The organism is Streptomyces sp. NPDC048389 (assembly GCF_040706335.1).
Taxonomy (GTDB): domain Bacteria; phylum Actinomycetota; class Actinomycetes; order Streptomycetales; family Streptomycetaceae; genus Streptomyces.
This window is the reverse complement of sequence record NZ_JBEZKP010000004.1, coordinates 26,628-48,191: the sequence shown is the minus strand read 5'-3', so window position 1 is coordinate 48,191 and position 21,564 is coordinate 26,628. Positions and strand designations below refer to the sequence as shown.

Below are 21,564 nucleotides of genomic sequence, written 5' to 3'. Positions count from 1 at the left end.
GGTGGCCGGGCTCTCGGGGAGTCCTGTGGAGCCCCTGAGGTTTCACCGGCCGCTCAGGGGCGTTTTGTTGACGCTTCATTGACAGCGGTTATGACAAGGGTGTCCTGAGAGTCCCGTTCTGATGGATTTGCGGCGGTGGCGCTGACGCGGCGTCACCGCCGCTTTGGCGACACGGTGACAAAACGCGACCCGCCTTTGCCAAAACTTGGTAAACGCCCAGCCGGGTTACTCGGAGTACAGCAGCACTCGGCGTCTGTCCGGTTATCGCCGTCTATCGCCCTCTCTGTATACGAACCGAGCGGCACCGAGCGTGCTCGCGCGACATCGCGCGGTCGTGGCGAGGTTATCGGGCCATTACCGCCCAGTAACGAACCTCTTGTGCCCCGGCCTGGAATGGACAACGATCGGCGACGCTCGGTCCAATACCGCACCAGCCCGGCTCCCAGCCGTGCCGCGGCCCTTGGGTCCCCACCGGGCCGATCGGTGTCAGTGGCACCGGTCGCGGACAGGGGGGTTCCTGCCACAGGAGCGGCAGGGCCTGTCCGAACAGGTTGTGCGTGACGAGTCAGGCGCGACCAGTGGTTGTCGCTCGGGGGTGATCGCCGGTGCCTTTCGGACGCACATCGCGCCCGAGAGAGCGGGCGCTCTCCTTCCCGAGGACGTAGCACTTCTCCCATCCCAGGACGGGCCCACGCCCGGACCGGAGATGTACGTCCGAGAAGGAGGAAAGTCATGGAGTCTATGGCTCGTGGTGGAACCAGATGGAAGCGGTTCGCCCTGGTCATGGTGCCGAGCGTGGCCGCGACGGCCGCGATAGGCGTCGGCCTGGCACAGGGGGCGCTCGCCGCGTCCTTCGCCGTGTCGGGCCAGGAGTTCAAGGTCACGGCCGGAAAGCTCGTCGGTAGTGGGTTCGCCCAGTACGGCGGCGTCGACATGGGGTACAAGGACCTCAAGGGCGAAGAGAAGGTCGCGCACCCCGTTGCGATCTCGACCTTCAAGAACGCGTCGATCACCAAGATGTGCCAGTCGGTGGTCACCGACGTTCCGTTCGTCGGCAACATCACGCTGAAGCTGACCGCCGGCGACAAGGGCACCGACGTCCGGGCCGAGAAGCTCTACCTGGACATCTCCGAGCTGGACGCGGACGCCAAGTTCAAGAACATCGACATCGGCGTCGCGGCCAAGGACACGGACGACCCGAAGCTCGGCAAGGGTCCGGCGGTCAAGGACACCTCCATTCTGCCTAACGGGTTCGCCCAGCAGGCGGATGAGGTCGAGTTGAGCGGTGTCAAGCAGAAGGCGTGGGCGACGACCGCCGGCACCTTCGAGCTCAGTGGTCTGAGCATGCGCCTGCACAAGGGCAGCGGCCCCAAGGTCGAGTGCTACTGACGGTAGCCCCGTCCGGGCGGGCGGGTGAAACTCTGGCAGCTTCGCCCGCCCGCCACTCTCTTCACACAGCAACGCCAGTACCAGGGAGCTGTTTTCCATGAGCGCCGAGACTGCAGTGTCACAGGGGCAGGACGAGCACTACATCCGCGTCCTTCGGCGGAACTTCCGTAACTGGCGGGGGCAGCGGCCGTTCTGGGCAGGTCTGTTGACCCTGCTCGGAGGGATCCCCATCGCCTACTTCCCGTATGCGACCTTCAAAATCGGCCACATGAACCTCGCGATGCAGACGACGGCGGGGGCCGGCTCGCTGATCATCGGCGTGCTGCTGGTCACGCTGGGTCTGACGATGTGGTTCCAGCACATCGTACGGGTGTTCGCCGGCGTCGCCACGATTCTCCTGGCGCTGGTCTCCCTGCCGATCGCCAACCTGGGCGGCTTCGTCGTCGGGTTCGTCCTCTCCCTCACGGGCGGTGCCCTGTCGCTGTCGTGGGTGCCGGTCAAGACCCCGCGGTCCGCTGCCGCGGTCGAGGAGCCGGTCTCGGGCGACGACGCCGGCACCCCGGCCCTCCCGGAGCAGGAGCGGTGGGACGGCCACGGCACGGACACGCACGCGACATTCATCGAAGGTAACGGCGGGAGGAACAGTGCCGGGTGACGTGACACCACCGCTGACCGCGGCCGCGGGCGGCGACGGCTCGCGGGAGAGAAGAGGGCCGCGGCACGCCGCCCCCAGGAAGTCGCTGTTCACCAAGCTCCAGTTGCCCGCGAGCAAGGCGATAGCCCTGGCCGCGATGCCCACCGCCGTCTTCGTCGGCATGGGCCTCACGCCCAAGCTCGCCCTGGCGGACGACAAGGAGATCCCCTTCGCACCCGGCCCGTGCGTGACCCGCTCGGACGAACCGTCGGAGTCCGCCTCGCCGTCCGCCTCGGAGTCGGCGAAGCCGTCCGAGTCGCCGACCCCGACGGACACGGCCAAGCCGGAGCCGACCCCGAGCGCCACGTCCGGAACCGGCGCCGAGGGCGAGGCGCAGGAGCCGAAGCCCGCCGAGAGCCCGTCCGCCTCCGCGGCCGGGACGGAGCAGAAGGCCCCCGCGCCGGAGCCGTCCGCGAGCCAGACCAGGAACCCGCTCGACCCGCTGGGTGTGGGCGACAAGGTCAAGGACTTCTTCGACGGCATCGGCGACACGCTGCGGGGCGAGACGGAGCCGAAGCAGACGCCGTCCGAGAGCGAGACCGCCACGAAGCCGGCCGAGGAGCCGGCGGAGAAGCCCGCCGCTGCGGCACCTGCCGACGAGCCCGCGGACAAGCCGGTCGAGAAGGCCACCGACGCGGTGGACGACACCGTCGACAAGACCAAGGAAGCGATCAAGGACGCCGCCGACAAGGCCGGCGCCGAGGTCGAAGAGCTGGACGAGGACGTCAAGGGACTCGACCCCGTCAAGGACGAGGACATCCCGGACGGCGCCAAGCCCCGCTTCCCGTGCCCGACCCCGGACCCGGACGCCCTGGCGGCCGCCGAGATCGAGCCGGGCATCCCGCTGCTCCCGGACGAACCGTGGATCCTGGAGAGCTCGATGCTCACCCTGACGGGCCTGGACTACCACGGCATCGTCGAGGTGAAGACCGGCAGCGGAAAGATCAAGAAGGCCCTGAAGTTCACCGCGACGGGCGTGGACATCAAGGACCTGCACCAGCTCACGGTCGGCCCGAACGGCACGACCGCGCACGTCGAGGCACGCAAGGGCTCGACCTCGGAGATCCGCAACGGCACGGTGACGATGTACACGGAGGAGCTGAAGGGCAACCTCTTCGGCATCATCCCGATCACCTTCAGCCCCGAGACCCCGCCGCCGCTGAACGTCCCCATCGCGATGTTCACCAACGTGAAGGTGACCCAGGCCGGCCAGTTCGGCGGAACGCTCACCGTCCCCGGCCTGCACAACTACTTCACCGGCGGCAACGCCTGATCCCAGGACCACCGGGAGCCGCGAAAAGGGCTGTGGGGCGCCACCCGTTCATGGGGTGCGGCCCACAGCCGTTCCAGCAGCCTCAGGAGGCCGTAGACATGGCAGATCAGGATTGGGTCCCCCGGCGACTGTCCGGGCTGGGAATGGACACGGGAGGGGTGACTGTTCAGAACCTTCCGTACAGCATCGCCGGACCGAGCGGCCCCAAGTCCTGCGCCGCCCCCACCGCCCCGCGCACAACCGCCGTGCGCGTACCGGTGCTCCGTATAGGGGCACACTTTTATGAGCTGTGCCTCTTTATGGAGCCTGACGTCCTCCGTGCTCCGGCTCCGGCGGCCTGGAGTCAGCGGTCGTGCAGCACGGCCGGGCGTGTCACCGGTACCACCGTGAGTAGTTCGTCCAGGCCCTTGAAGTCGTCGGGGTTGGTGGTGAACAGGGGCAGGCGTTCGGCGGCCGCGATGGCCGCGATCATCAGGTCCGCCACTCGGCGCCTCGGTTCGCGGCCCGCAGAGATCACGGCCGCGCAGACCCTTCCGTACATTCGGGCCGCTTCCACACCGAAGGGAATGGGGTCGAACTCGCTCTCGGCGCGCTGCAGTACGTCGAGCCTTCTGGCCCGCTCGGCGTACTCGTCGTAGTCGCTCTGTTCGTCGTCTCTGCGGACCTCGTGCGGGCCGGCGGAGAGTTCGGCCAGCGTGACGACGCTGATCGCCACTTCGGCAGGCAGCTCCGAGGGGTCGATCCCCTTGCGAAGAATCATGATGTTCGTGTCGAGAATGCCCTGCTGATGCTCTACGGGCACCGTGTCGGCCGGCTCAGCGGGCATAGGGGTCGTCCTCGAGGCGGTCGGCGGTTGACTCCTGATCCGCACGGAAGGCATGGAGCGAGATGTCGGGAGCCGAGTGCGACAGGGCCGCGAACTCGCCGCGAGGAACGAAGCGCCGACGCCGGCGCAGGGGGGTCAGCTCGCCGATCCGGTGGCCGTCCCGCGTGACGATGAACGACTGGCCGCCCTGTACAGCGTCCATGATCTCTTTGGATCTGTTTCGGAGGTCGCGCTGAGTGATCTCGGGTTGTGCGCTCATGTCGACCACGGTACGCACCTACAGTGGCATGTGCCACCAGGTGCTACAGCGTGCTCTGCCGGGCCTCGCCCGGCCCGACGAGAAGGCGGCCCCCGACCCCGAAGGGTCCGGAGGCCGCCCGTGAGGCGAACGAGTCGGGGCCGTCAGTCCTGGGTCTGGCCGCCCAGGTGGTGCACCCGCACCATGTTCGTCGTGCCGGGCACGCCAGGAGGGGAACCGGCCGTGATGATCATGATGTCGCCCGCGTTGTAGCGCTGGAGCTTCAGCAGCTCCGCGTCCACCAGGTCGACCATCGCGTCCGTGGTCTCGACGAACGGCACCAGGAAGGACTCCACGCCCCAGCTCAGCGTCAGCTGGTTGCGCGTGTGCGGGTCGGTGGTGAAGGCCAGGATCTGCTGCTCGGCGCGGTAGCGGGAGAGGCGGCGGGCCGTGTCGCCGGACTGGGTGAAGGCGATCAGGGCCTTGCCGCCCAGGAAGTCCGCGATCTCGGCGGCCGCGCGAGCGACCGAGCCGCCCTGGGTGCGCGGCTTCTTGCCGGGCACCAGCGGCTGGAGGCCCTTGGAGAGAAGCTCCTCCTCCGCCGCGGAGACGATCTTCGACATCGTCTTGACCGTCTCGATCGGGTACGCGCCGACCGACGACTCCGCGGAGAGCATGACCGCGTCCGCGCCGTCCAGGATCGCGTTGGCGACGTCGGACGCCTCCGCGCGGGTCGGGCGGGAGTTGGTGATCATCGACTCCATCATCTGCGTCGCCACGATCACCGGCTTGGCGTTGCGGCGGCACAGCTCGATGAGGCGCTTCTGCACCATCGGGACGCGCTCGAGCGGGTACTCGACGGCGAGGTCGCCGCGCGCCACCATCACCGCGTCGAACGCCGCGACGACGTCCTGCATGTTGTCGACCGCCTGCGGCTTCTCCACCTTGGCGATGACCGGGACCCGGCGGCCCTCCTCGTCCATCACCTTGTGGACGTCCTTCACGTCGGCCGCGTCCCGGACGAAGGAGAGGGCGACCATGTCGCAGCCCATGCGGAGCGCGAAGCGGAGGTCCTCGATGTCCTTCTCCGACAGGGCGGGGACGTTGACCGCCGCGCCCGGCAGGTTGATGCCCTTGTGGTCGGAGATGACGCCGCCCTCGACGACGATCGTCTTGACGTGCGAGCCGTCGACCTCGACGACGCGCAGTTCGACGTTGCCGTCGTTGATCAGGATCTGGTCTCCCTTGGAGACGTCCTGCGGAAGGCCCTTGTAGGTGGTGCCGCAGATGGACTTGTCGCCGGCGACGTCCTCCGTGGTGATGGTGAACTCGTCGCCGCGGACCAGTTCGACCGGCCCCTCGGCGAAGGTCTCCAGGCGGATCTTGGGGCCCTGTAGGTCGGCGAGCACGCCCACGGCGCGGCCGGTGTCCTCCGACGCACGGCGGACGCGGTGGTACCGCTCCTCATGATCGGCGTGGGTCCCGTGGCTGAAGTTGAAGCGGGCCACGTTCATACCGGCCTCGATGAGCGCTTTCAGCTGCTCGTATGAGTCGACGGCGGGGCCCAGTGTGCAGACGATTTTGGAACGGCGCATAAGGCGGATCCTATCGGTTTGTTTCCCTGCGGAATATTCCGTCTGGTGGAATGTACAAATGGGCGCCAGCCCGCTCAGGCGTTCAGCAATTCACTTCACCACCACAGCACTGACGCTTCACCACTCGCGGTTCACCACTCACTTCACCAGCTCGAAGGTCTGACGCGCGATCTCGAGCTCCTCGTCCGTCGGGACCACGGCCACCGCCACCCGCGCGCCCCCGGGCGAGATCAGCCGTGCCTCGCCGGACCGTACGGCGTTCAGCCCGGAGTCCACCGTGAGACCGAGGCCCTCCAGACCGGCGAGCGCGGCCTCCCTCACGGGTGCCGCGTTCTCGCCGACGCCGGCCGTGAACGCCACCGCGTCCACCCGCCCGAGCACCGCGTAGTACGCGCCGATGTACTTCTTCAGCCGGTGGACGTAAATGTCGAACGCCAGCCCGGCGCGCTCGTCACCCTCCTCCATGCGGCGGTGGATCTCCCTCATGTCGTTGTCCCCGCACAGACCCACCAGACCGCTTCTCTTGTTGAGCAGCGCGTCGATCTCGTCCGTACTCATCCCGGCGACCCGCTCGAGGTGGAACGTCACCGCCGGGTCGATGTCTCCGGAGCGCGTACCCATCACGAGGCCCTCCAAAGGCGTGAGCCCCATCGAGGTCTCCACGCACCGGCCACCGGCCACCGCCGAGGCCGAAGCGCCGTTGCCGAGGTGCAGCACGATGACGTTCACCTCCGACGGGTCCCTGCCGAGCAGTGCGGCCGTGGCCCGGGACACGTAGGCGTGCGAGGTGCCGTGGAATCCGTAGCGGCGGATACGGTGCGCGTCCGCGGTCTCGACGTCGATCGCGTACCGGGCCGCCGCCTCCGGCATCGTGGTGTGGAAGGCCGTGTCGAAGACGGCGACCTGCGGCAGGTCCGGGCGCAGCGCCCGCGCCGTACGGATACCGGTGAGGTTGGCGGGGTTGTGCAGCGGCGCGACGGGGACGAGGCGCTCGATTTCCGCGAGGACCTCGTCCGTGACGACGGTCGGGTCGCTGAACCTCAGGCCGCCGTGCACGACGCGGTGGCCGATGGCGGCGAGTTCGGGGGAGTCCAGCCCGAGACCGTCGCGCGTCAGTTCGTCGGCCACCGCCTTGAGCGCCGCTTCGTGGTCGGCGATCGGGCCGGAGCGTTCGCGGCGCCCGGTGCCGCCGTCCACCGGCGGAGTGTGCACGAGACGGGAGTTCGCCTCGCCGATCCGCTCGACCAGCCCGACCGCGAGCCGGGACGAGTCCCGCATGTCGAGCAGCTGGTACTTGACCGACGACGAGCCGGAGTTGAGGACGAGGACGCGAGTGGCGGTCATACGGAGGGCTCCTGGGCCTTCGACGGATCCTGGGTTCTCGACTGCTCCGCAGCCTTCGACGGATCCTGGGACTGGATCGCGGTGATCGCGACCGTGTTGACGATGTCGCCGACCAGTGCGCCGCGGGACAGGTCGTTGACCGGCTTGCGCAGGCCCTGGAGCACCGGCCCGACCGCGACGGCACCCGCCGAGCGCTGCACGGCCTTGTACGTGTTGTTGCCGGTGTTCAGGTCCGGGAAGATCAGGACCGTCGCCCGGCCGGCGACCTCGGAGTCCGGCAGCTTGGTCGCCGCGACGGACGGCTCGACGGCCGCGTCGTACTGGATCGGGCCCTCGATCCGAAGGTCCGGACGAGCCCCGCGCGCCAGCTTCGTCGCCTCGCGCACCTTGTCCACGTCGGCGCCCGAGCCCGAGGTGCCCGTCGAGTACGACAGCATCGCGATCCGCGGCTCCACGCCGAACCTGGCCGCCGTCGCGGCCGACTGGACGGCGATGTCGGCGAGCTGCTCGGCGTCCGGGTCCGGGTTGACCGCGCAGTCGCCGTAGACGAGGACCTTGTCGGCCAGACACATGAAGAACACGGACGAGACGATCGACGCCTCGGGCTTCGTCTTGATGATCTCGAACGCCGGACGGATCGTGGCCGCCGTGGAGTGGACGGAGCCCGACACCATGCCGTCGGCCAGGCCCTGCTGCACCATGAGGGTGCCGAAGTAGTTCACGTCCGCCACCACGTCGTACGCCAGCTCGACCGTCACGCCGCGGTGGGCGCGCAGCGCGGCGTAGCGCTCGGCGAAGGACTGGCGCAGCTCAGAGGTCGCGGGGTCGATCAGCTGGGCGGCCGACAGGTCGATGCCGAGGTCGGCGGCCTTCTTGCGGATGGTCTCGGTGTCGCCGAGCAGGGTCAGGTCGCACACGTCCCGGCGGATCAGCACGTCGGCCGCGCGCAGCACCCGCTCCTCGGTGCCCTCGGGCAGCACCACACGACGGCGGTCGGCGCGCGCCTGCTCCAGCAGTTCGTGCTCGAACATCATCGGCGTGACCCGGCTGCTGCGGGCGACGGACAGCCGGGCCAGCAGGTCGGCGGTGTCCACATGGCGCTCGAAGACACCGAGCGCGGTCTCCGCCTTGCGTGGCGTGGAGGCGTTCAACTTCCCCTCCATCGCGAACAGTTCCCCGGCGGTGGGGAAGCTGTTGCCCGCCACGGAGACGACCGGGGTGCCGGGGGCGAGGCGGGCCGCGAGGGTGAGGATCTCGTCGTTCGGGCGCTCGTTCAGCGTCAGCAGGACGCCCGCGATGGGCGGAGTCCCCGCCGAGTGCGCGGCGAGCGCGCCGACCACCAGGTCGGCGCGGTCGCCCGGTGTCACGACGAGGCAGCCGGGGGTCAGCGCCGGCAGGAAGCTCGGTAGTGTCGCCGCGCCGATGACGAAGTCCAGGGCGTCGCGCGCGAGGCCGGAGTCGTCGCCGAGCAGTACCGTGCCGCCGAGGGCGTGGGTGATCTGGGCGACCGTGGGCGCGGCGAGGGCGGGCTCGTCGGGGATCACGTAGCAGGGCACCGGCAGGCGGGCCGCGAGCCGCTCCGCTATGCCCGTACGCTCGTCGGGGGCGACCCGGTTGGCGACCATGGCGAGGACGTTGCAGCCCAGGGCCTCGTAGGCGCGGAAGGCGTTGTGCGTCTCCGCCCGTACGGACCGGGGCGGCCGGTCCTTCCCGCCCACCACCGCGATCACGGAGGCGCCGAACTCGTTGGCGAGCCGCGCGTTGAACGCGAGCTCGTCAGGAAGCTGGGTGCCCGCGTAGTCGGTGCCCAGGACCAGCACGACCTCGTACCGTCTGGCCACCGCCAGGAAGCGCTCGACCAGGAGCGAGACCAGCTCGTCGATGCCTTTCTCCGCCTGGAGGGCGGCCGCCTCGAGGTAGTCCATGCCGTAGACGGAGGCCGAGTCCTGGGAGAGCCGGTAGCGCGCCCGCAGCAGTTCGAAGAGGCGGTCGGGGCCGTCGTGGACGAGCGGCCGGAAGACGCCCACCCGGTCCACCTGGCGGGTCAGGAGCTCCATGACTCCCAGTTCGACCACCTGCCGTCCGTCGCCGCGGTCGATCCCGGTCACGTACACGCTCCGTGTCACGCGTGCTCTCCCGTCCATGTTCATGACGTTGTTGCCGTCCCTGATGCCCCGACGTCCGTGCCGGGCGTGCCCCACCGCCGCGAACGCTCCGGCGGGCCCGCCCTGTGGCGCTGTCCGTGCTGCCCCCGGGCAGCGCGGCCGCACTGCCCGGGGGCCGGGCGGCGGGCACGCCGCAGGGCCGCTCGAAGCGGCAATGCCCTCTTGACAATACCTCCGAGGCTGGCTAAGGCGCCTGCCGGGCGGGCGGGGAGCGGCGGCGGGCGCGGAGTAGCAGGGAGCGCGGTCGATCCCCGGAGCGTGGGACAATCGAACGTGGCTCACCAGGACGACCGACGAGCAGGAGAGACAGCACGATGCGCATCGGAGTTCTCACCGCAGGCGGCGACTGCCCGGGTCTGAACGCTGTGATCCGGTCGGTCGTGCACCGTGCCATGGCCGGTCACGGCGACGAAGTCATCGGTTTCGAGGACGGTTTCAAGGGGCTTCTCGACGGCCACTACCGTCCGCTCGACCTCAACGCCGTCAGCGGCATCCTGGCCCGCGGCGGGACCATCCTCGGCTCTGCCCGTCTGGAGCGCGGCCGGCTGCGCGAAGCGGCGGAGAACGCGACGGAGTTGGCGCAGCAGTACGGCCTCGACGCGCTCATCCCGATCGGTGGCGAGGGCACGCTCACGGCGTCCCGGATGCTGGCCGACGCCGGGATGCCGGTCGTCGGCGTCCCCAAGACGATCGACAACGACATCTCCTCCACCGACCGCACCTTCGGTTTCGACACCGCGGTCACGGTCGCCACCGAGGCCATCGACCGCCTCAAGACCACCGCGGAGTCGCACCAGCGGGTCATGGTCGTCGAGGTCATGGGCCGGCACGCCGGCTGGATCGCCCTGGAGTCCGGCATGGCGGGCGGCGCGCACGGCATCTGCCTGCCCGAGCGGCCCTTCGAGGTCGGCGACCTGATCAAGATGGTCGAGGAGCGTTTCGCCCGCGGCAAGAAGTTCGCGGTCATCTGCGTCGCGGAGGGCGCGCACCCGGCCGAGGGCTCGATGGAGTACGCCAAGGGCGAGATCGACCAGTTCGGCCACGAGCGCTTCCAGGGCATCGGCAACCGGCTCGCCACCGAGCTGGAGCGCCGGCTCGGCAAGGAGGCCAAGCCGGTCATCCTCGGCCATGTGCAGCGCGGCGGCACGCCGACGGCGTACGACAGGGTGCTGGCGACGCGCTTCGGCTGGCACGCGGTGGAGGCCGTGCACCGGGGCGAGTTCGGCATGATGACCGCCCTGCGCGGTACGGACGTGGTCACGGTGCCGCTGGCCGAGGCGGTCACGCGGCTCAAGACCGTCCCGGACAGCCGGATGTTCGAGGCGGAGTCCGTGTTCTGAGGCTTACGCCCCGAGCGGTGTCGTGGCCTTGACCGTCCGCTGCGGCGATGAAGGCCGCATGTCCTTCCACCGCCGGGAGTCGGCGAAGACCGCTGCCCCGTTCCGGGGGCGGCCCGCACGGCCGTTCTCCCTTCGACCGCCGACCCGCGGAGGACGCCGGTCAGCCTTGGCGGCCCGCGGAGGCGCCGGTCAACCTTGGCGGCCCGCCCCTGGCCCCCGGCCGCGTGCCACGTCCCAGAAGTGGTCGACGATCCGGGCCAGGAACTCCCGCCCCGGCTCGCCCGTGTCCTGTGCCGCGTCGCCCCAGCTGAGCGTGGCCACCATCCGGGACTGGTAGTCGGCGTGCAGTTGCTGGAGCACGTCCTCGATGTGGTCGCGGTCCAGCGGAAGCATCTTGCCGACCGGCCGCACGTACGCCTGCCAGCGTGAGGTCACCGCGCTCCGCAGGAGCTCGGCCAGCTGCCGGTCGCGGCCGGTCGCGGCGAGCAGCTCACGGGGTCCGAGGCCGAGTACGCCGGCGAGGGCGGAGGTCTGCCGTTCGTTGCCGCGCCATCGGCCCGACTCCTCCATCCGCAGATACGCGGAGGTGTCCAGGCCCACGCGCCGGGCCAGCTCGTCCGGTGCGAGGCCGCAAGCGATCCGGTGTTCGCGCAGGGTCGTCGCGGTGGCCAGCAGTTCACCGGGCGAGCACCACAGGACCCCGGCGAGCGCGGTCAGCTCCCTGGCGTCCGGCACGGCGAGCCCCCGCTCCCAGGCCGCGACCGTGTCAGGGGTGACATGCATGCCGTACTGGGCCCGTAGCCCGTACGCCACATGACCGGTCGCCATCCCCAGGGCCTCGCGAAGACGGCGCGCGGCGGGGGCGTTGAAGGGCGGGGAGGGGTTGTGCTGCACGCGCACAACGTAGGCGCGGCGGACCATCGGTGACTACGGTGCGTATGCCCAAAGCCACGATTCGTCCAAACGTCCGAGTCGATCACGGGAGGAATGTGTCGACGGCGGTTACCGGCCGGTCGGCTGCGGACGACCGGTGGCGATGAACGACGACTGATGGCTGGGGTCGGCCGGTCGCGATGGACGGCCGGCCGGTGGGAGGAAGGAAGGGCGGTGGGGAGGGGAGAGGCGGTCACGGGCGGACGGGCGGCCGACGGTACTGTCCGGTAACCGTACGGCCGGTCGGTCGGCGGCGGCAATGCCGGGGGCAACGGCGCCGCGCCCGCTCAGCGGACCGCGCTGATCCAGCGGTACTGGAGTTCCGGGCGGCCGATCTGGCCGTACTGGGGGGCGCGGGCCGCCCGACCGGCGGTGACGAGATGCTCCAGATAGCGGCGGGCGGTGATACGCGCGATGCCGACGGCGGCAGCGGCCTCCGTGGCGGTCAGCCCCTGCTCCGACTCGCGCAGGGTCCGTGTGACCGCCTCCAGCGTCGGGCCGCTGAGGCCCTTGGGGAGCGTGGTGCCGGTACGGGGGGCGCGCAGGGTGGCGAGCGTCCGGTCGACCTCGTCCTGCCCGCTGGCCTCGCCGGCGGAGGACCGGAACTCGGCGTAACGGGTGAGCCGGTCCCGCAGGGTGGCGAAGGTGAACGGCTTGAGGACGTACTGCACGACGCCCAGGGACACGCCCTCGCGGACGATGGCCAGATCGCGGGCGGAGGTGACGGCGATGACGTCCGCCTGATGGCCGGCCGCGCGCAACGACCGTACGAGCGACAGCCCGTGGCCATCGGGGAGGTAGAGGTCGAGCAGCAGCAGATCCACCTTCGTGCGCTCCAGGAGGCGTACGGCCCCGGCGCGCGAGTGGGCGATCCCGGCGACCTCGAACCCGGTGACCCGGTCCACGTACAGGGCGTGCGCGTCGGCGGCGACGGGGTCGTCCTCGACGACCAGGACCTTGATCGTCACGTGGTCACCTCCGCGCGTCTCAGCGGCAGCCGCACGGTGAACTCCGCGCCGCCGTCCGGGCCGCGGTCCAGATCGACGGTGCCACGGCCGCGGCGCACCGCCTGCCGCACCAGCGCGAGCCCGAGCCCGCGGCCCGCGCCGTGCGTGGACCAGCCGCGCCGGAACACCTCCGAGGCGTCCCGTGGATCGACACCGGCGCCCGTGTCGCCCACCCGCAGCAGCACCTCACCGCCCTCGACCCGGGCGGTGACGGTCACCCGCGCCCGCTCGGCACGGCGCGTTGCCTCCTCGGAGCCGGCCGACGGCTCGGAGGCCGCGTCGACCGCGTTGTCGATCAGGTTGCCCAGGATCGTCACCAGGTCGCGGGAGGGGAGCGTGCGGGGGACGACACCGTCGTCGATGCGGCTGTCCTCGGTGAGGACCAGTTCCACACCGCGCTCGTTCGCCTGCGCCGCCTTGCCGAGGAGCAGCGCCGCCAGCACCGGTTCGCCGACGGCGTCGACGACGCGGTCGGTCAGGGTCTGGGCCAGTTCGAGTTCGGCCGTGGCGAAGTCGACCGCCTCGTCGGCCCGGCCGAGCTCGATCAGGGAGACGACGGTGTGGAGCCGGTTGGCGGCCTCGTGGGCCTGGGAGCGCAGGGCCTGGGTGAAACCCCGCTCGGAGTCGAGTTCCCCGGAGAGCGCCTGGAGTTCGGTGTGGTCCCGCAGGGTGACCACCGTTCCGTGCTGCTCGCCGCCCACCACCGGCCGGGTGTTGACGACGACGACGCGGTCCGCGGAGAGATGGACCTCGTCGACGCGCGGCTCGGAGGCCAGCAGCGCACCGGTCAGGGGCGGGGGCAGGCCGAGGTCGGCGACGGGGCGTCCCACGGGGTCCTCGCCGAGGCCCAGCAGCTCTCGCGCGCCGTCGTTGGCGAGCGCGATCCGGCGGTTGCCGTCGAGCATGACGAGTCCTTCCCGTACGGCGTGCAGCGCTGCCTGGTGGTAGTCGTGCACGCGGCCGAGCTCGGTCGCGTTCATTCCGTGGGTGTGGCGGCGCAGCCGGGCGTTGATGACGTAGGTGCCGAGGCCGCCGAGCGCGAGCGCCGCCCCGGCCATGGCGAGCATCGCCGTGACCTGGTCGCGCACCTGCTCGGTGATCTCCTCGACGGTGATGCCGGCGCTGACGAGCGCGACGACCCTCCCGTCGTCGTACACCGGCGCCACCGTGCGTACGGACAGGCCGAGCGTCCCCACGTACTGCTCGCTGTAGATCCGGCCGGCCAGCGCGGGCTCGGTGTGGCCGAGATAGGTGCGTCCGATCCGCTCGGGCACGGGGTGCGTCCAGCGCCGCCCCTCCGGGTCCATGATCACGACGAAGTCCATGTCGGCGTCCTCGCGCAGACCCTCCGCGTACGGCTGGAGCACCGCCGACGGGTCCGGGGACCGCACCGCGGCGGCGACCGACGGCGAGCGGGCGGCGGCCGCCGCGGTGGCCCGGGACTGCAGGCGGGCGCTCTCCTCTGCCTGCGACCGGTCGGTGAGGTACTCGAACAGCGCGAAGCCCGCCACGATCGCGGCGACGAGCACGACCTGCATCGCGAAGAGCTGGGCCGCGAGGCTGCGAGGACGGGGTATACGCATGGGTTCAGTCTGCCTGGCCGGTTTTGTGTGAACGAAAGGAACGCAAGGGTGACCGGTGTCACGTCCCGATGGATAGTCGCTGAGATCCACCGGGACGTGGACGCACAATCCAACGAGGAGGCACCCCGTGGCCAACACAGCCGCAGGCAAGCGGGACCGTACCCATTATCTGTACCTGGCAGTCATCGCCGCGGTGGTACTCGGCATCGCCGTCGGCTTCGCTGCCCCCGGGGTGGCCGTCGAACTCAAGCCCATCGGCAAGGGCTTCGTGAATCTCATCAAGATGATGATCTCGCCGGTGATCTTCTGCACGATCGTGCTCGGTATCGGCTCGGTGCGGAAGGCGGCCAAGGTCGGCGCGGTCGGCGGACTGGCCCTCGGCTACTTCCTCGCCATGTCGACCGTGGCCCTCGCCATCGGTCTGGTCGTCGGCAACGTGCTGGAGCCGGGCTCCGGTCTCCACCTGACCGAGGCGGCACGCGAGGCGGGCGCCGAGCAGGCGTCCGGTGGCGGCGAAAGCACCGCGGACTTCCTGCTGGGGATCATCCCGACGACGCTGGTCTCCGCCTTCACCGAGGGCGAGGTGCTGCAGACACTGCTGGTCGCGCTGCTGGCCGGCTTCGCCCTGCAGGCCATGGGCGCGGCAGGAGAGCCGGTGCTGCGCGGTATCGGGCACCTTCAGCGCCTGGTGTTCCGCATCCTGGCCATGATCATGTGGGTCGCGCCGGTCGGTGCCTTCGGAGCCATCGCCGCCGTGGTCGGCGAGACCGGTCTCGACGCGCTGAAGTCGCTGGCCGTCATCATGATCGGGTTCTACGTCACCTGTGCTCTCTTCGTCTTCGTGGTGCTGGGCCTGCTGCTGCGCCTCGTCGCCGGGATGAACATCTTCACCCTGCTGAAGTACCTGGGCCGTGAGTTCCTGCTGATCCTCTCCACCTCCTCCTCCGAGTCGGCGCTGCCCCGGCTGATCGCGAAGATGGAGCACATGGGCGTGAGCAAGCCGGTGGTCGGCATCACGGTCCCGACCGGCTACTCCTTCAACCTCGACGGCACCGCGATCTATCTGACGATGGCCTCGCTGTTCATCGCCAACGCGACGGGCGCGCCGCTCAGCGCCTCCGAGCAGATCTCGCTGCTGGTCTTCATGATCATCGCCTCGAAGGGTGCGGCGGGCGTCACCGGAGCGGGTCTCGCGACGCTGGCCGGCGGTCTGCAGTCGCACCGGCCGGACCTGGTCGACGGCGTGGGCCTGATCGTCGGCATCGACCGCTTCATGAGCGAGGCGCGTGCCCTGACGAACTTCGCGGGCAACGCCGTGGCCACCGTCCTGGTCGGCACCTGGACGAAGGAGATCGACAAGGACCGGGCCGCCCAGGTGCTCGCGGGCAAGGTCCCCTTCGACGAGAAGACCCTGGTCGACGACCATGCCGCGCCCGGCGGCGCCGAGGAGGCGGACATCTCCTCGCCGCGGGACGGCGAGCGCGAGCCCGTGAAGGTCTGACTCCCCGCGGACCTTCCTTCCCAGGCGTGTGCCGGACCTCCTCCCCCCGGGTCCGGCACACGCCGCTGTCCACTCACCGGCTCCGCGTCGCGGAGCGAGACCGGTGCCGGTGAGCCCGCTCGTCGCTGCGGTCACGGTGCCGTCCGCCCCGGCTCGACCCGGCGAGGGCCTCGGCCCGCTCGGCGGAGGTGGACGCGAACGGCGTCCGCCCGTGTGCGGCCTTGTCCGGCCCCGGAGATCAACGGAACCGTGGTCGGCGCTGGAATCGATCATGGTCGGTCGGCACAGCGATCGGGCCCACGCTGAAGGTCACCCGGCTCGACCGGCTCTCCCGCTCCGTGCTCCACCTGGTGACCCTCGGCGCCGAACTGCGCGAGCGCGGCATCGGGCTGCACGTCGTCGAGCAGGGCATCCCGGCGAGCCGGGACCAAGAACGCGCTCCGGCGTCCATGGCTGTGAACGGCCTCCCGGCGGAGAGAGAGATTGGCATGCACCTTGCGGAACCCTCCCAGCCCTTGGTTCCCTACCGTTAGGAAAGTTTCCTAACTTCCGCTTCCGGATGGAGCCCCCACATGCGACCGTCCCGTTTCCGGCTACGCCCGGCCGCCGCCGCGGCGGCCCTCGGCAGTGCCCTGCTCCTCGCTCTCACCGCGGCACCCGTCGCACCGGCCGCGCCGGCGGCATCCGCCCCACCGGCCCTGGACCGCGCGGCCCCCGCCGCCTTCGGTACACAGGCCGCCGCCCGGGTGACCGCGGAGATCACCCGGTCCTCGGTGTGGGATACCGGCTACACCGCCGGCGTCACCCTCACCAACGGCGGTGACGCCAAGGCCACGGGCTGGAAGGTCGAGTTCGACCTGCCCACCGGGACGGACGTCTCGAACCACTGGTCCGCCACCGAGGTCCGGCAGGGACGGCACCACACCTTCACCAACGTCTCCTACAACGGCGACATCGCTCCGGGCGGACAAGAGACCTTCGGCTTCAACACCCGCGGAACCGGACTCCCTCTCAACTGCACCGTCAACGGCCTGCCCTGCGACGGCGGCGGCACACCGACCGACCCGCCCACCGATCCCCCCGCGGCCGGGACCCCCGTCGCCGTCAACGGACAGCTGAAGGTCTGCGGCACCAAGCTCTGCAACGAGCGCGGCAATCCGATCCAGCTCCGCGGCATGAGCACCCACGGCACCCAGTGGTACGCGCAGTGCCTGACCGGCGGCTCGCTCGACGCCCTGGCGAACGACTGGAACGCCGACGTCCTGCGCGTCTCCACCTATGTGCAGGAGGGTGGTTACGAGACCGACCCCCAGCGCTTCACGGACCTCGCCGACTTTCTCGTCCAGCAGGCGACCGACCGCGGCATGTACGTGATCGTCGACTGGCACATGCTCAGCCCCGGCGACCCGAACGCCAACCTCGCCAACGCGCGGAAGTTCTTCACCGACATCGCGAACCGCAACAAGGGCAAGACCAACATCCTCTACGAGATCGCCAACGAGCCCAGCGGTGTGAGCTGGCCCCGGATCAAGAGCTACGCCGAGCAGATCATCCCGGTCATCCGGAACATCGACTCCGACGCACCCGTCCTCGTCGGCACCCGCGCCTGGTCCTCGCTCGGGGTCTCAGAGGGCGGGGACGAGTCCGAGGTGATCGGCAACCCGGTCGCCGCCGCCAACATCATGTACACCTTCCACTTCTACGCCGCCTCGCACCGCGAGGAGTACCTGGCGGCGCTGTCCCGGGCCGCCGACCGGATCCCCGTGTTCGTCACGGAGTTCGGCACCCAGAACTACGCGGGCGAGGAGGCCAATGATTTCGCGATGGCCCAGCGCTACCTCGACCTGATGAAGGCCGAGAAGATCAGCTGGACCAACTGGAACTTCTCGGACGACCACCGCTCCGGAGCCGTGTTCAAGACGGGCACCTGTGCCGGCAGCGGCCCCTGGGCCGGGACGTCGTCCCTGAAGCAGGCCGGTGTCTGGGTCCGCGACCGCATCCGTACCCCGGACGCGTTCCCGGTCGGCTGACCCTTCCCTTCCTCCTTCCCGGCCGTTCCACCGCCGGGCCGTCCACGCCGCCCGCCCGGAGCTTCCCCGGGGCGGGCGGCGCGGCGTTCCGTGGGGCGCCGACGCCTCCGATGAGCCGTTGGGGTCCGTTCGCGCACCGCCGTTGCCGTCCGTGGGGCCCACGGCCACCTTGTCGCCACCCTGTGCATGTTCCCGCACAAGGGGCGTGTATGTGAACGAAAGAGGTCGTGCCCCGCGGCCCCAGGCGCCCCTGGGTTCGCCGGGGCGACCGGGCTGCCGACCCACGCCCCGCACTCTGGCTCCCGCCCCGCGCGCTGGCTCTCGGCCCCGCGCCGGGTGCGCTCCCGCCCTGCGCTCTGGCTCTCGGCCCGGCGCCGGGTGGTGCGCTCCCGCCCCGGTCAGCCGTCGAGGGAGGCCAGTTCGGCGGCCGTCAGCACGAGGTCCGCTGCGGCGGCCGAGTCCGCGACGGTGCGGGGCCTGCTCGCGCCGGGAATCGGCACCACCGCAGGCGACTTCGCCAGCAGCCAGGCCAGCGCCACCTGCTGCGGGCTGACGCCCCGCTCGCGGGCCACCGCGTGGAAGGAGACGTACCGCCGTGTCGCCGTGAGTGCCGACGGGCCGTCCAGCGCGCTGCGCGAGATCCCGCCCAGCGGACTCCACGGCAGGAACGCGAAACCCAGCTCCGTACAGAGCCGCAGCTCCGGCTCGCTGTCGCGCACCTCGGGCGAGTACCGGTTCTGCACGGACACCAGCCTCTCACCCAGCACCTCGCGGGCCAGCAGAATCTGCTCCCTGCCGACGTTCGAGATCCCCGCCCGCAGGATCGTCCCCTCGGTCAGCAACTCCCGCAGCGCTCCCAGCGACTCGGCGTAGGGGACGGCAGGGTCCGGCTTGTGGAGCTGGTACAGCCCGATCGCCTTCCCGCCGAGGCGGGCCGCGGAGTCCTCGCGGCCCGCTTGAGGTGTTTCGGGTCGCCGTTCACGCTCCAGCCGCCGTCGGCGGTCCGGCCGCGCCCGCCCTTGGTGGCGACCAGCACGGAGCCGGTGTCGCCGCCGTACGAGGACAGGGCCCGTGCGACGAGCAGTTCGCCGGGGCCGGGTCCGGCACCCGGCACGTGGTACGAGTCGGCCGTATCGATCAGGGTGATGCCCGCGTCCAGCGCCGCGTGGATCGTGGCGACAGCCTGCCGTTCGTCCGGGTGCCCCTCGATGGACAGCGGCATCGCGCCGTACCCGACGGCTCCGACGCGGAGATCGCCGATGGTGCGGTACCTCATTACGTGCCGCCCTTCCGGGAGTTCAGGGTCTCGCCGACGGCCCGGTCCAGCCATTCGGAGGTGTGGGAGAAGGAGAAACCGAGCTTTGTGGCCCGGGTGTTGTCCATGCCGTAGGAGCGGGCGAACGAGAACGGGGAGTACGTGCCCACCTCCACCGCAGCGAATGCCGTTGTGCCGCCGGCCGTGCGCCGGATCGCCTCGCAGATGTCGGCGGTGACGAGCGGTCCGTGCGAGTTCGCGTTCACCGGTCCGGTGAATTCCCGGCCGGCGGTCCAGTAAAGGAAGTCGGCGATCTCCTCGACATGGATGTAGGTCGCGGGCCGGTTGCCCACGGGGACGCGGACCGGCTTGGCGTCCCGCATCCGGGAGGCGTAGTGCTCGACGCGCCCGGTGAAATCATCCGTGCCGCCCAGGACATGGGCGGTCCGCACGGAGACCCAGGGCAGCTCGGGGCCGGCCGCCGCGAGGACCGCCTCCGCCTGGCGATTCCCTTCTCCGTAATGGTGCTCCAGATACCCGGCATCGTCCCAGGGGGCGTCGAGGTCGACCCGGACAGCGCCTGGATCGACCGCCTCCTCGCGGACGGGGGCCTCCGAGTCCTCGTACTCGTACACCTCGACCGAGGAGGTCAGGACGTACCGCCCGGTGCGGCCGCCGAAGACGCGCCGAGCGGTCCTCGCCTGGCGCGGCGTGTAACAGACCTGGTCGACGACGACATCGAAAGTCCGGTCGCCCAGAACATCGCACAGCGCCGCCTCGTCGTTTCTGTCGGCGACAAGATGAAGCGCTCCTTCCGGCGGTACGGACGAGCCGCGATTGACGACGGTGACACGGTCACCGGCGGCGAGCAACCGTGCTGTGAGCCGCTTTCCGACATAGCGGCTGCCGCCGATGACGCAGATGTCACGCATTCCGCGGTCCCCCGATTCCCTTGAATTCATGTGGTGTTACGCCTTCCGGTACCAGTGTTACGTTGACGGACGGCGTCCTGAAGGGGGAATCATGGGAGATCCGGCGTCCGGGCAGAAGGAACCACGGCAGCTGCGGGCCGCGACCGGTGAAACGACGGTGGGCGGCTTCGACGCGGTGGACCGGCACATCCTGGAGCTTGTGCAGAGCGACGGCCGGATCAAGCTGAGCGAGCTCGGCCGCCGGGTGCGGCTCAGCCCCGCCGCGGTCGCCGAACGCGTCCGCAGGCTCGAGACCTGCGGCGCGGTCACCGGTTACGGCGCCCATGTCACCCCCGCCCGTCTCGGGTACGGCATCCAGGCGTTCGTCCGGGTGAATCCGCACGCCGGCTACAACTTCAAGCACCCGCGGACCTTGGAGCTGCTGGAGCGGCCCGAGGTGATCGAGGCGCATCATGTGGTCGGTGAGGACTGCTGGATCCTCAAGGTCGCGGTGACCGACACGGTCCATCTTGAGGACGTGCTGGAGCACGTCTCCGCGCTGGGCCGCACGACGACGTCGATCGTGCTGACTTCACCGCTGCCCCGGAAACCGCTGCTGCCGCGCGAAGCCTGACACGGGGCGGAGCGTCGGCCGTTGCCTTGACGTCGGCGTCAAGGCTTACGGTCGGGCCATGCGAATCGGCGAGCTCGCGGAGCGGGCCGGGACGACCACCCGCACTCTGCGCTACTACGAGTCCCGCGGGCTGCTGCCCGCCCGGCGTGCGGTGAACGGCTACCGCACCTACGACGAGGACGACCTGCGGCTGCTCCGGCAGATCCGGACCCTGCAGGACTTCGGGTTCGACCTGGAGGAGACCAGGCCGTTCGTCGAATGCCTGCGCGCGGGCCACCCGGAGGGTGACTCGTGCCCGGCCTCGATCGCCGTCTACCGGACCAAGCTCGCCGAACTGGAAACCCTCATCGGTCAGTTGCAGTCCGTGCGGGTGCAGGTCCGTGCGCAGCTCGTACGGGCAGAGGCGCAACTGCCGCAAGGCCCGGACCCACAGTGCGAATTCGGAGGCTGACGAATGATCCACGCAGAAGGTGTCACCGCGGTGACGGACACGGACTTCGACATCGAGGTGCTGGGTGCGGACCGCCCGGTCCTCGTCGAGTTCACCGCGGACTGGTGCGGCCCCTGCCGCCGGCTCGCCCCGGTCCTGAGCGCGGTCGCGAAGGAGGAGGCGGCACGCCTGAAGGTGCTCCGGATCGACGCGGACAGTAACCCGGAGACCATGATCCGCTACGGCGTGCTCTCCATGCCGACGCTGATGGTGTTCGACCGGGGGGAGCCCGTGAAGTCCTTGGTGGGCGCCCGGCCCAAGCGCCGGCTGCTCCAGGAACTCGAGGACGTCCTCGCGTAGCCGGCCCCCGCAGGTCAGCCGGCCCGCAGGTCGGTCGTCCGACGGGGCCGGCCGAA

General features: G+C 70.3%; 18 protein-coding genes and 2 pseudogenes. 10 read left to right on the top strand and 10 right to left on the bottom strand.

Annotated elements, in window-relative coordinates:
- Positions 1 to 732: 732 nt before the first annotated feature.
- From AB0903_RS04475 to AB0903_RS04465, 3 genes are all read left to right on the top strand, one after another.
- Positions 733 to 1,389 (top strand): DUF6230 family protein, encoded by a 657-nt coding sequence (locus AB0903_RS04475; protein WP_366698904.1) that lies wholly within the window; start codon positions 733 to 735, stop codon positions 1,387 to 1,389.
- 97 nt (positions 1,390 to 1,486) lie between these two features.
- Positions 1,487 to 2,044, top strand: coding sequence for a DUF6114 domain-containing protein (locus tag AB0903_RS04470; protein WP_366698902.1), 558 nt, complete (start codon positions 1,487 to 1,489; stop codon positions 2,042 to 2,044).
- A 1-nt stretch (position 2,045) separates the two neighbouring features.
- Positions 2,046 to 3,356, top strand: a complete 1,311-nt coding sequence (locus AB0903_RS04465; protein ID WP_366698900.1) for a hypothetical protein — start codon at positions 2,046 to 2,048, stop codon at positions 3,354 to 3,356.
- 343 nt (positions 3,357 to 3,699) lie between these two features.
- Here the strand turns inward: AB0903_RS04465 and AB0903_RS04460 are convergent, their stop codons facing one another.
- From AB0903_RS04460 to pta, 5 genes are all read right to left on the bottom strand, one after another.
- Complete coding sequence (locus AB0903_RS04460) at positions 3,700 to 4,182, bottom strand: type II toxin-antitoxin system VapC family toxin (protein WP_366698898.1); 483 nt, start codon at positions 4,180 to 4,182, stop codon at positions 3,700 to 3,702.
- Positions 4,172 to 4,441 (bottom strand): type II toxin-antitoxin system prevent-host-death family antitoxin, encoded by a 270-nt coding sequence (locus tag AB0903_RS04455; protein WP_366698896.1) that lies wholly within the window; start codon positions 4,439 to 4,441, stop codon positions 4,172 to 4,174. Before AB0903_RS04455 ends, AB0903_RS04460 begins: the two co-directional genes overlap by 11 nt.
- Before the next feature lie 143 nt (positions 4,442 to 4,584).
- The gene (pyk, locus tag AB0903_RS04450; protein ID WP_366698894.1) at positions 4,585 to 6,015 is read right to left on the bottom strand and encodes a pyruvate kinase; all 1,431 of its coding nucleotides are present in this window, start codon (positions 6,013 to 6,015) and stop codon (positions 4,585 to 4,587) included.
- Between the two features lie 138 nt (positions 6,016 to 6,153).
- Positions 6,154 to 7,359 carry an acetate kinase gene (locus tag AB0903_RS04445; protein ID WP_366698892.1) on the bottom strand — a complete coding sequence of 402 codons (1,206 nt, stop codon included), beginning with the start codon at positions 7,357 to 7,359 and terminating at the stop codon, positions 6,154 to 6,156.
- Entirely contained in the window at positions 7,356 to 9,485 is a 2,130-nt protein-coding gene (pta, locus tag AB0903_RS04440) for a phosphate acetyltransferase (protein WP_366698890.1), read from the bottom strand. The genes AB0903_RS04445 and pta overlap by 4 nt, the downstream gene beginning before the upstream one ends.
- A 353-nt stretch (positions 9,486 to 9,838) precedes the next feature.
- Here pta and AB0903_RS04435 point away from each other — a divergent pair, with 353 nt between their 5' ends.
- Positions 9,839 to 10,864: an ATP-dependent 6-phosphofructokinase gene (locus tag AB0903_RS04435; RefSeq protein WP_366698888.1), complete on the top strand. Its 1,026-nt coding sequence runs from the start codon at positions 9,839 to 9,841 to the stop codon at positions 10,862 to 10,864.
- Between the two features lie 189 nt (positions 10,865 to 11,053).
- Here the strand turns inward: AB0903_RS04435 and AB0903_RS04430 are convergent, their stop codons facing one another.
- The 3 genes from AB0903_RS04430 to AB0903_RS04420 form a co-directional block, all read right to left on the bottom strand.
- On the bottom strand, positions 11,054 to 11,785 hold the full coding sequence (locus tag AB0903_RS04430) for a helix-turn-helix transcriptional regulator (RefSeq protein WP_366698886.1): 732 nt from the start codon (positions 11,783 to 11,785) through the stop codon (positions 11,054 to 11,056).
- 299 nt (positions 11,786 to 12,084) lie between these two features.
- Positions 12,085 to 12,765, bottom strand: coding sequence for a response regulator (locus AB0903_RS04425; RefSeq protein WP_366698884.1), 681 nt, complete (start codon positions 12,763 to 12,765; stop codon positions 12,085 to 12,087).
- Positions 12,762 to 14,387 (bottom strand): ATP-binding protein, encoded by a 1,626-nt coding sequence (locus tag AB0903_RS04420; protein ID WP_366698882.1) that lies wholly within the window; start codon positions 14,385 to 14,387, stop codon positions 12,762 to 12,764. The genes AB0903_RS04425 and AB0903_RS04420 overlap by 4 nt, the downstream gene beginning before the upstream one ends.
- 127 nt (positions 14,388 to 14,514) lie before the next feature.
- On the opposite strand from AB0903_RS04420, the gene AB0903_RS04415 reads away from it, so the two are divergent.
- The 3 genes and pseudogenes from AB0903_RS04415 (at position 14,515) to AB0903_RS04405 (ending at position 17,918) form a co-directional block, all read left to right on the top strand.
- Positions 14,515 to 15,888 carry a cation:dicarboxylase symporter family transporter gene (locus tag AB0903_RS04415; RefSeq protein WP_366698880.1) on the top strand — a complete coding sequence of 458 codons (1,374 nt, stop codon included), beginning with the start codon at positions 14,515 to 14,517 and terminating at the stop codon, positions 15,886 to 15,888.
- Between the two features lie 293 nt (positions 15,889 to 16,181).
- Positions 16,182 to 16,421: pseudogene (locus AB0903_RS04410) on the top strand (recombinase family protein); the annotation flags it as partial.
- A 39-nt stretch (positions 16,422 to 16,460) separates the two neighbouring features.
- Positions 16,461 to 17,918: a cellulase family glycosylhydrolase gene (locus AB0903_RS04405; protein ID WP_366698878.1), complete on the top strand. Its 1,458-nt coding sequence runs from the start codon at positions 16,461 to 16,463 to the stop codon at positions 17,916 to 17,918.
- A gap of 398 nt (positions 17,919 to 18,316) precedes the next feature.
- On the opposite strand, the pseudogene AB0903_RS04400 reads toward AB0903_RS04405, so the two are convergent.
- Both AB0903_RS04400 and AB0903_RS04395 read right to left on the bottom strand, forming a co-directional pair.
- A pseudogene (locus AB0903_RS04400) lies at positions 18,317 to 19,194 on the bottom strand (aldo/keto reductase).
- Positions 19,194 to 20,105, bottom strand: a complete 912-nt coding sequence (locus AB0903_RS04395; protein ID WP_366698876.1) for an NAD-dependent epimerase/dehydratase family protein — start codon at positions 20,103 to 20,105, stop codon at positions 19,194 to 19,196. The pseudogene AB0903_RS04400 and the gene AB0903_RS04395 overlap by 1 nt, the downstream one beginning before the upstream one ends.
- A gap of 91 nt (positions 20,106 to 20,196) precedes the next feature.
- Between AB0903_RS04395 and AB0903_RS04390 the strand changes: the two genes are divergently transcribed.
- Genes AB0903_RS04390 through trxA form a run of 3 tightly spaced genes read left to right on the top strand, consistent with a single transcriptional unit; the run spans position 20,197 to position 21,508 of the window.
- Positions 20,197 to 20,718 carry an Lrp/AsnC family transcriptional regulator gene (locus tag AB0903_RS04390; protein ID WP_366698874.1) on the top strand — a complete coding sequence of 174 codons (522 nt, stop codon included), beginning with the start codon at positions 20,197 to 20,199 and terminating at the stop codon, positions 20,716 to 20,718.
- A 58-nt stretch (positions 20,719 to 20,776) separates the two neighbouring features.
- Positions 20,777 to 21,169 (top strand): MerR family transcriptional regulator, encoded by a 393-nt coding sequence (locus AB0903_RS04385; RefSeq protein WP_366698872.1) that lies wholly within the window; start codon positions 20,777 to 20,779, stop codon positions 21,167 to 21,169.
- A gap of 3 nt (positions 21,170 to 21,172) precedes the next feature.
- Positions 21,173 to 21,508: a thioredoxin gene (gene trxA / locus AB0903_RS04380; protein ID WP_366698870.1), complete on the top strand. Its 336-nt coding sequence runs from the start codon at positions 21,173 to 21,175 to the stop codon at positions 21,506 to 21,508.
- Positions 21,509 to 21,564: the final 56 nt, after the last annotated feature.

Bases quoted from the DNA above. Each gene is read 5' to 3' on its own strand.
- AB0903_RS04455 (WP_366698896.1), bottom strand. From the start codon at position 4,441: ATGAGCGCACAACCCGAGATCACTCAGCGCGACCTCCGAAACAGATCC.
- AB0903_RS04445 (WP_366698892.1), bottom strand. From the start codon at position 7,359: ATGACCGCCACTCGCGTCCTCGTCCTCAACTCCGGCTCGTCGTCGGTC.
- AB0903_RS04470 (WP_366698902.1), top strand. From the start codon at position 1,487: ATGAGCGCCGAGACTGCAGTGTCACAGGGGCAGGACGAGCACTACATC.
- pyk (WP_366698894.1), bottom strand. From the start codon at position 6,015: ATGCGCCGTTCCAAAATCGTCTGCACACTGGGCCCCGCCGTCGACTCA.
- AB0903_RS04475 (WP_366698904.1), top strand. From the start codon at position 733: ATGGAGTCTATGGCTCGTGGTGGAACCAGATGGAAGCGGTTCGCCCTG.
- trxA (WP_366698870.1), top strand. From the start codon at position 21,173: ATGATCCACGCAGAAGGTGTCACCGCGGTGACGGACACGGACTTCGAC.
- AB0903_RS04385 (WP_366698872.1), top strand. From the start codon at position 20,777: ATGCGAATCGGCGAGCTCGCGGAGCGGGCCGGGACGACCACCCGCACT.
- AB0903_RS04420 (WP_366698882.1), bottom strand. From the start codon at position 14,387: ATGCGTATACCCCGTCCTCGCAGCCTCGCGGCCCAGCTCTTCGCGATG.
- AB0903_RS04395 (WP_366698876.1), bottom strand. From the start codon at position 20,105: ATGCGTGACATCTGCGTCATCGGCGGCAGCCGCTATGTCGGAAAGCGG.
- AB0903_RS04435 (WP_366698888.1), top strand. From the start codon at position 9,839: ATGCGCATCGGAGTTCTCACCGCAGGCGGCGACTGCCCGGGTCTGAAC.
- AB0903_RS04405 (WP_366698878.1), top strand. From the start codon at position 16,461: ATGCGACCGTCCCGTTTCCGGCTACGCCCGGCCGCCGCCGCGGCGGCC.
- AB0903_RS04460 (WP_366698898.1), bottom strand. From the start codon at position 4,182: ATGCCCGCTGAGCCGGCCGACACGGTGCCCGTAGAGCATCAGCAGGGC.
- AB0903_RS04390 (WP_366698874.1), top strand. From the start codon at position 20,197: ATGGGAGATCCGGCGTCCGGGCAGAAGGAACCACGGCAGCTGCGGGCC.
- AB0903_RS04430 (WP_366698886.1), bottom strand. From the start codon at position 11,785: ATGGTCCGCCGCGCCTACGTTGTGCGCGTGCAGCACAACCCCTCCCCG.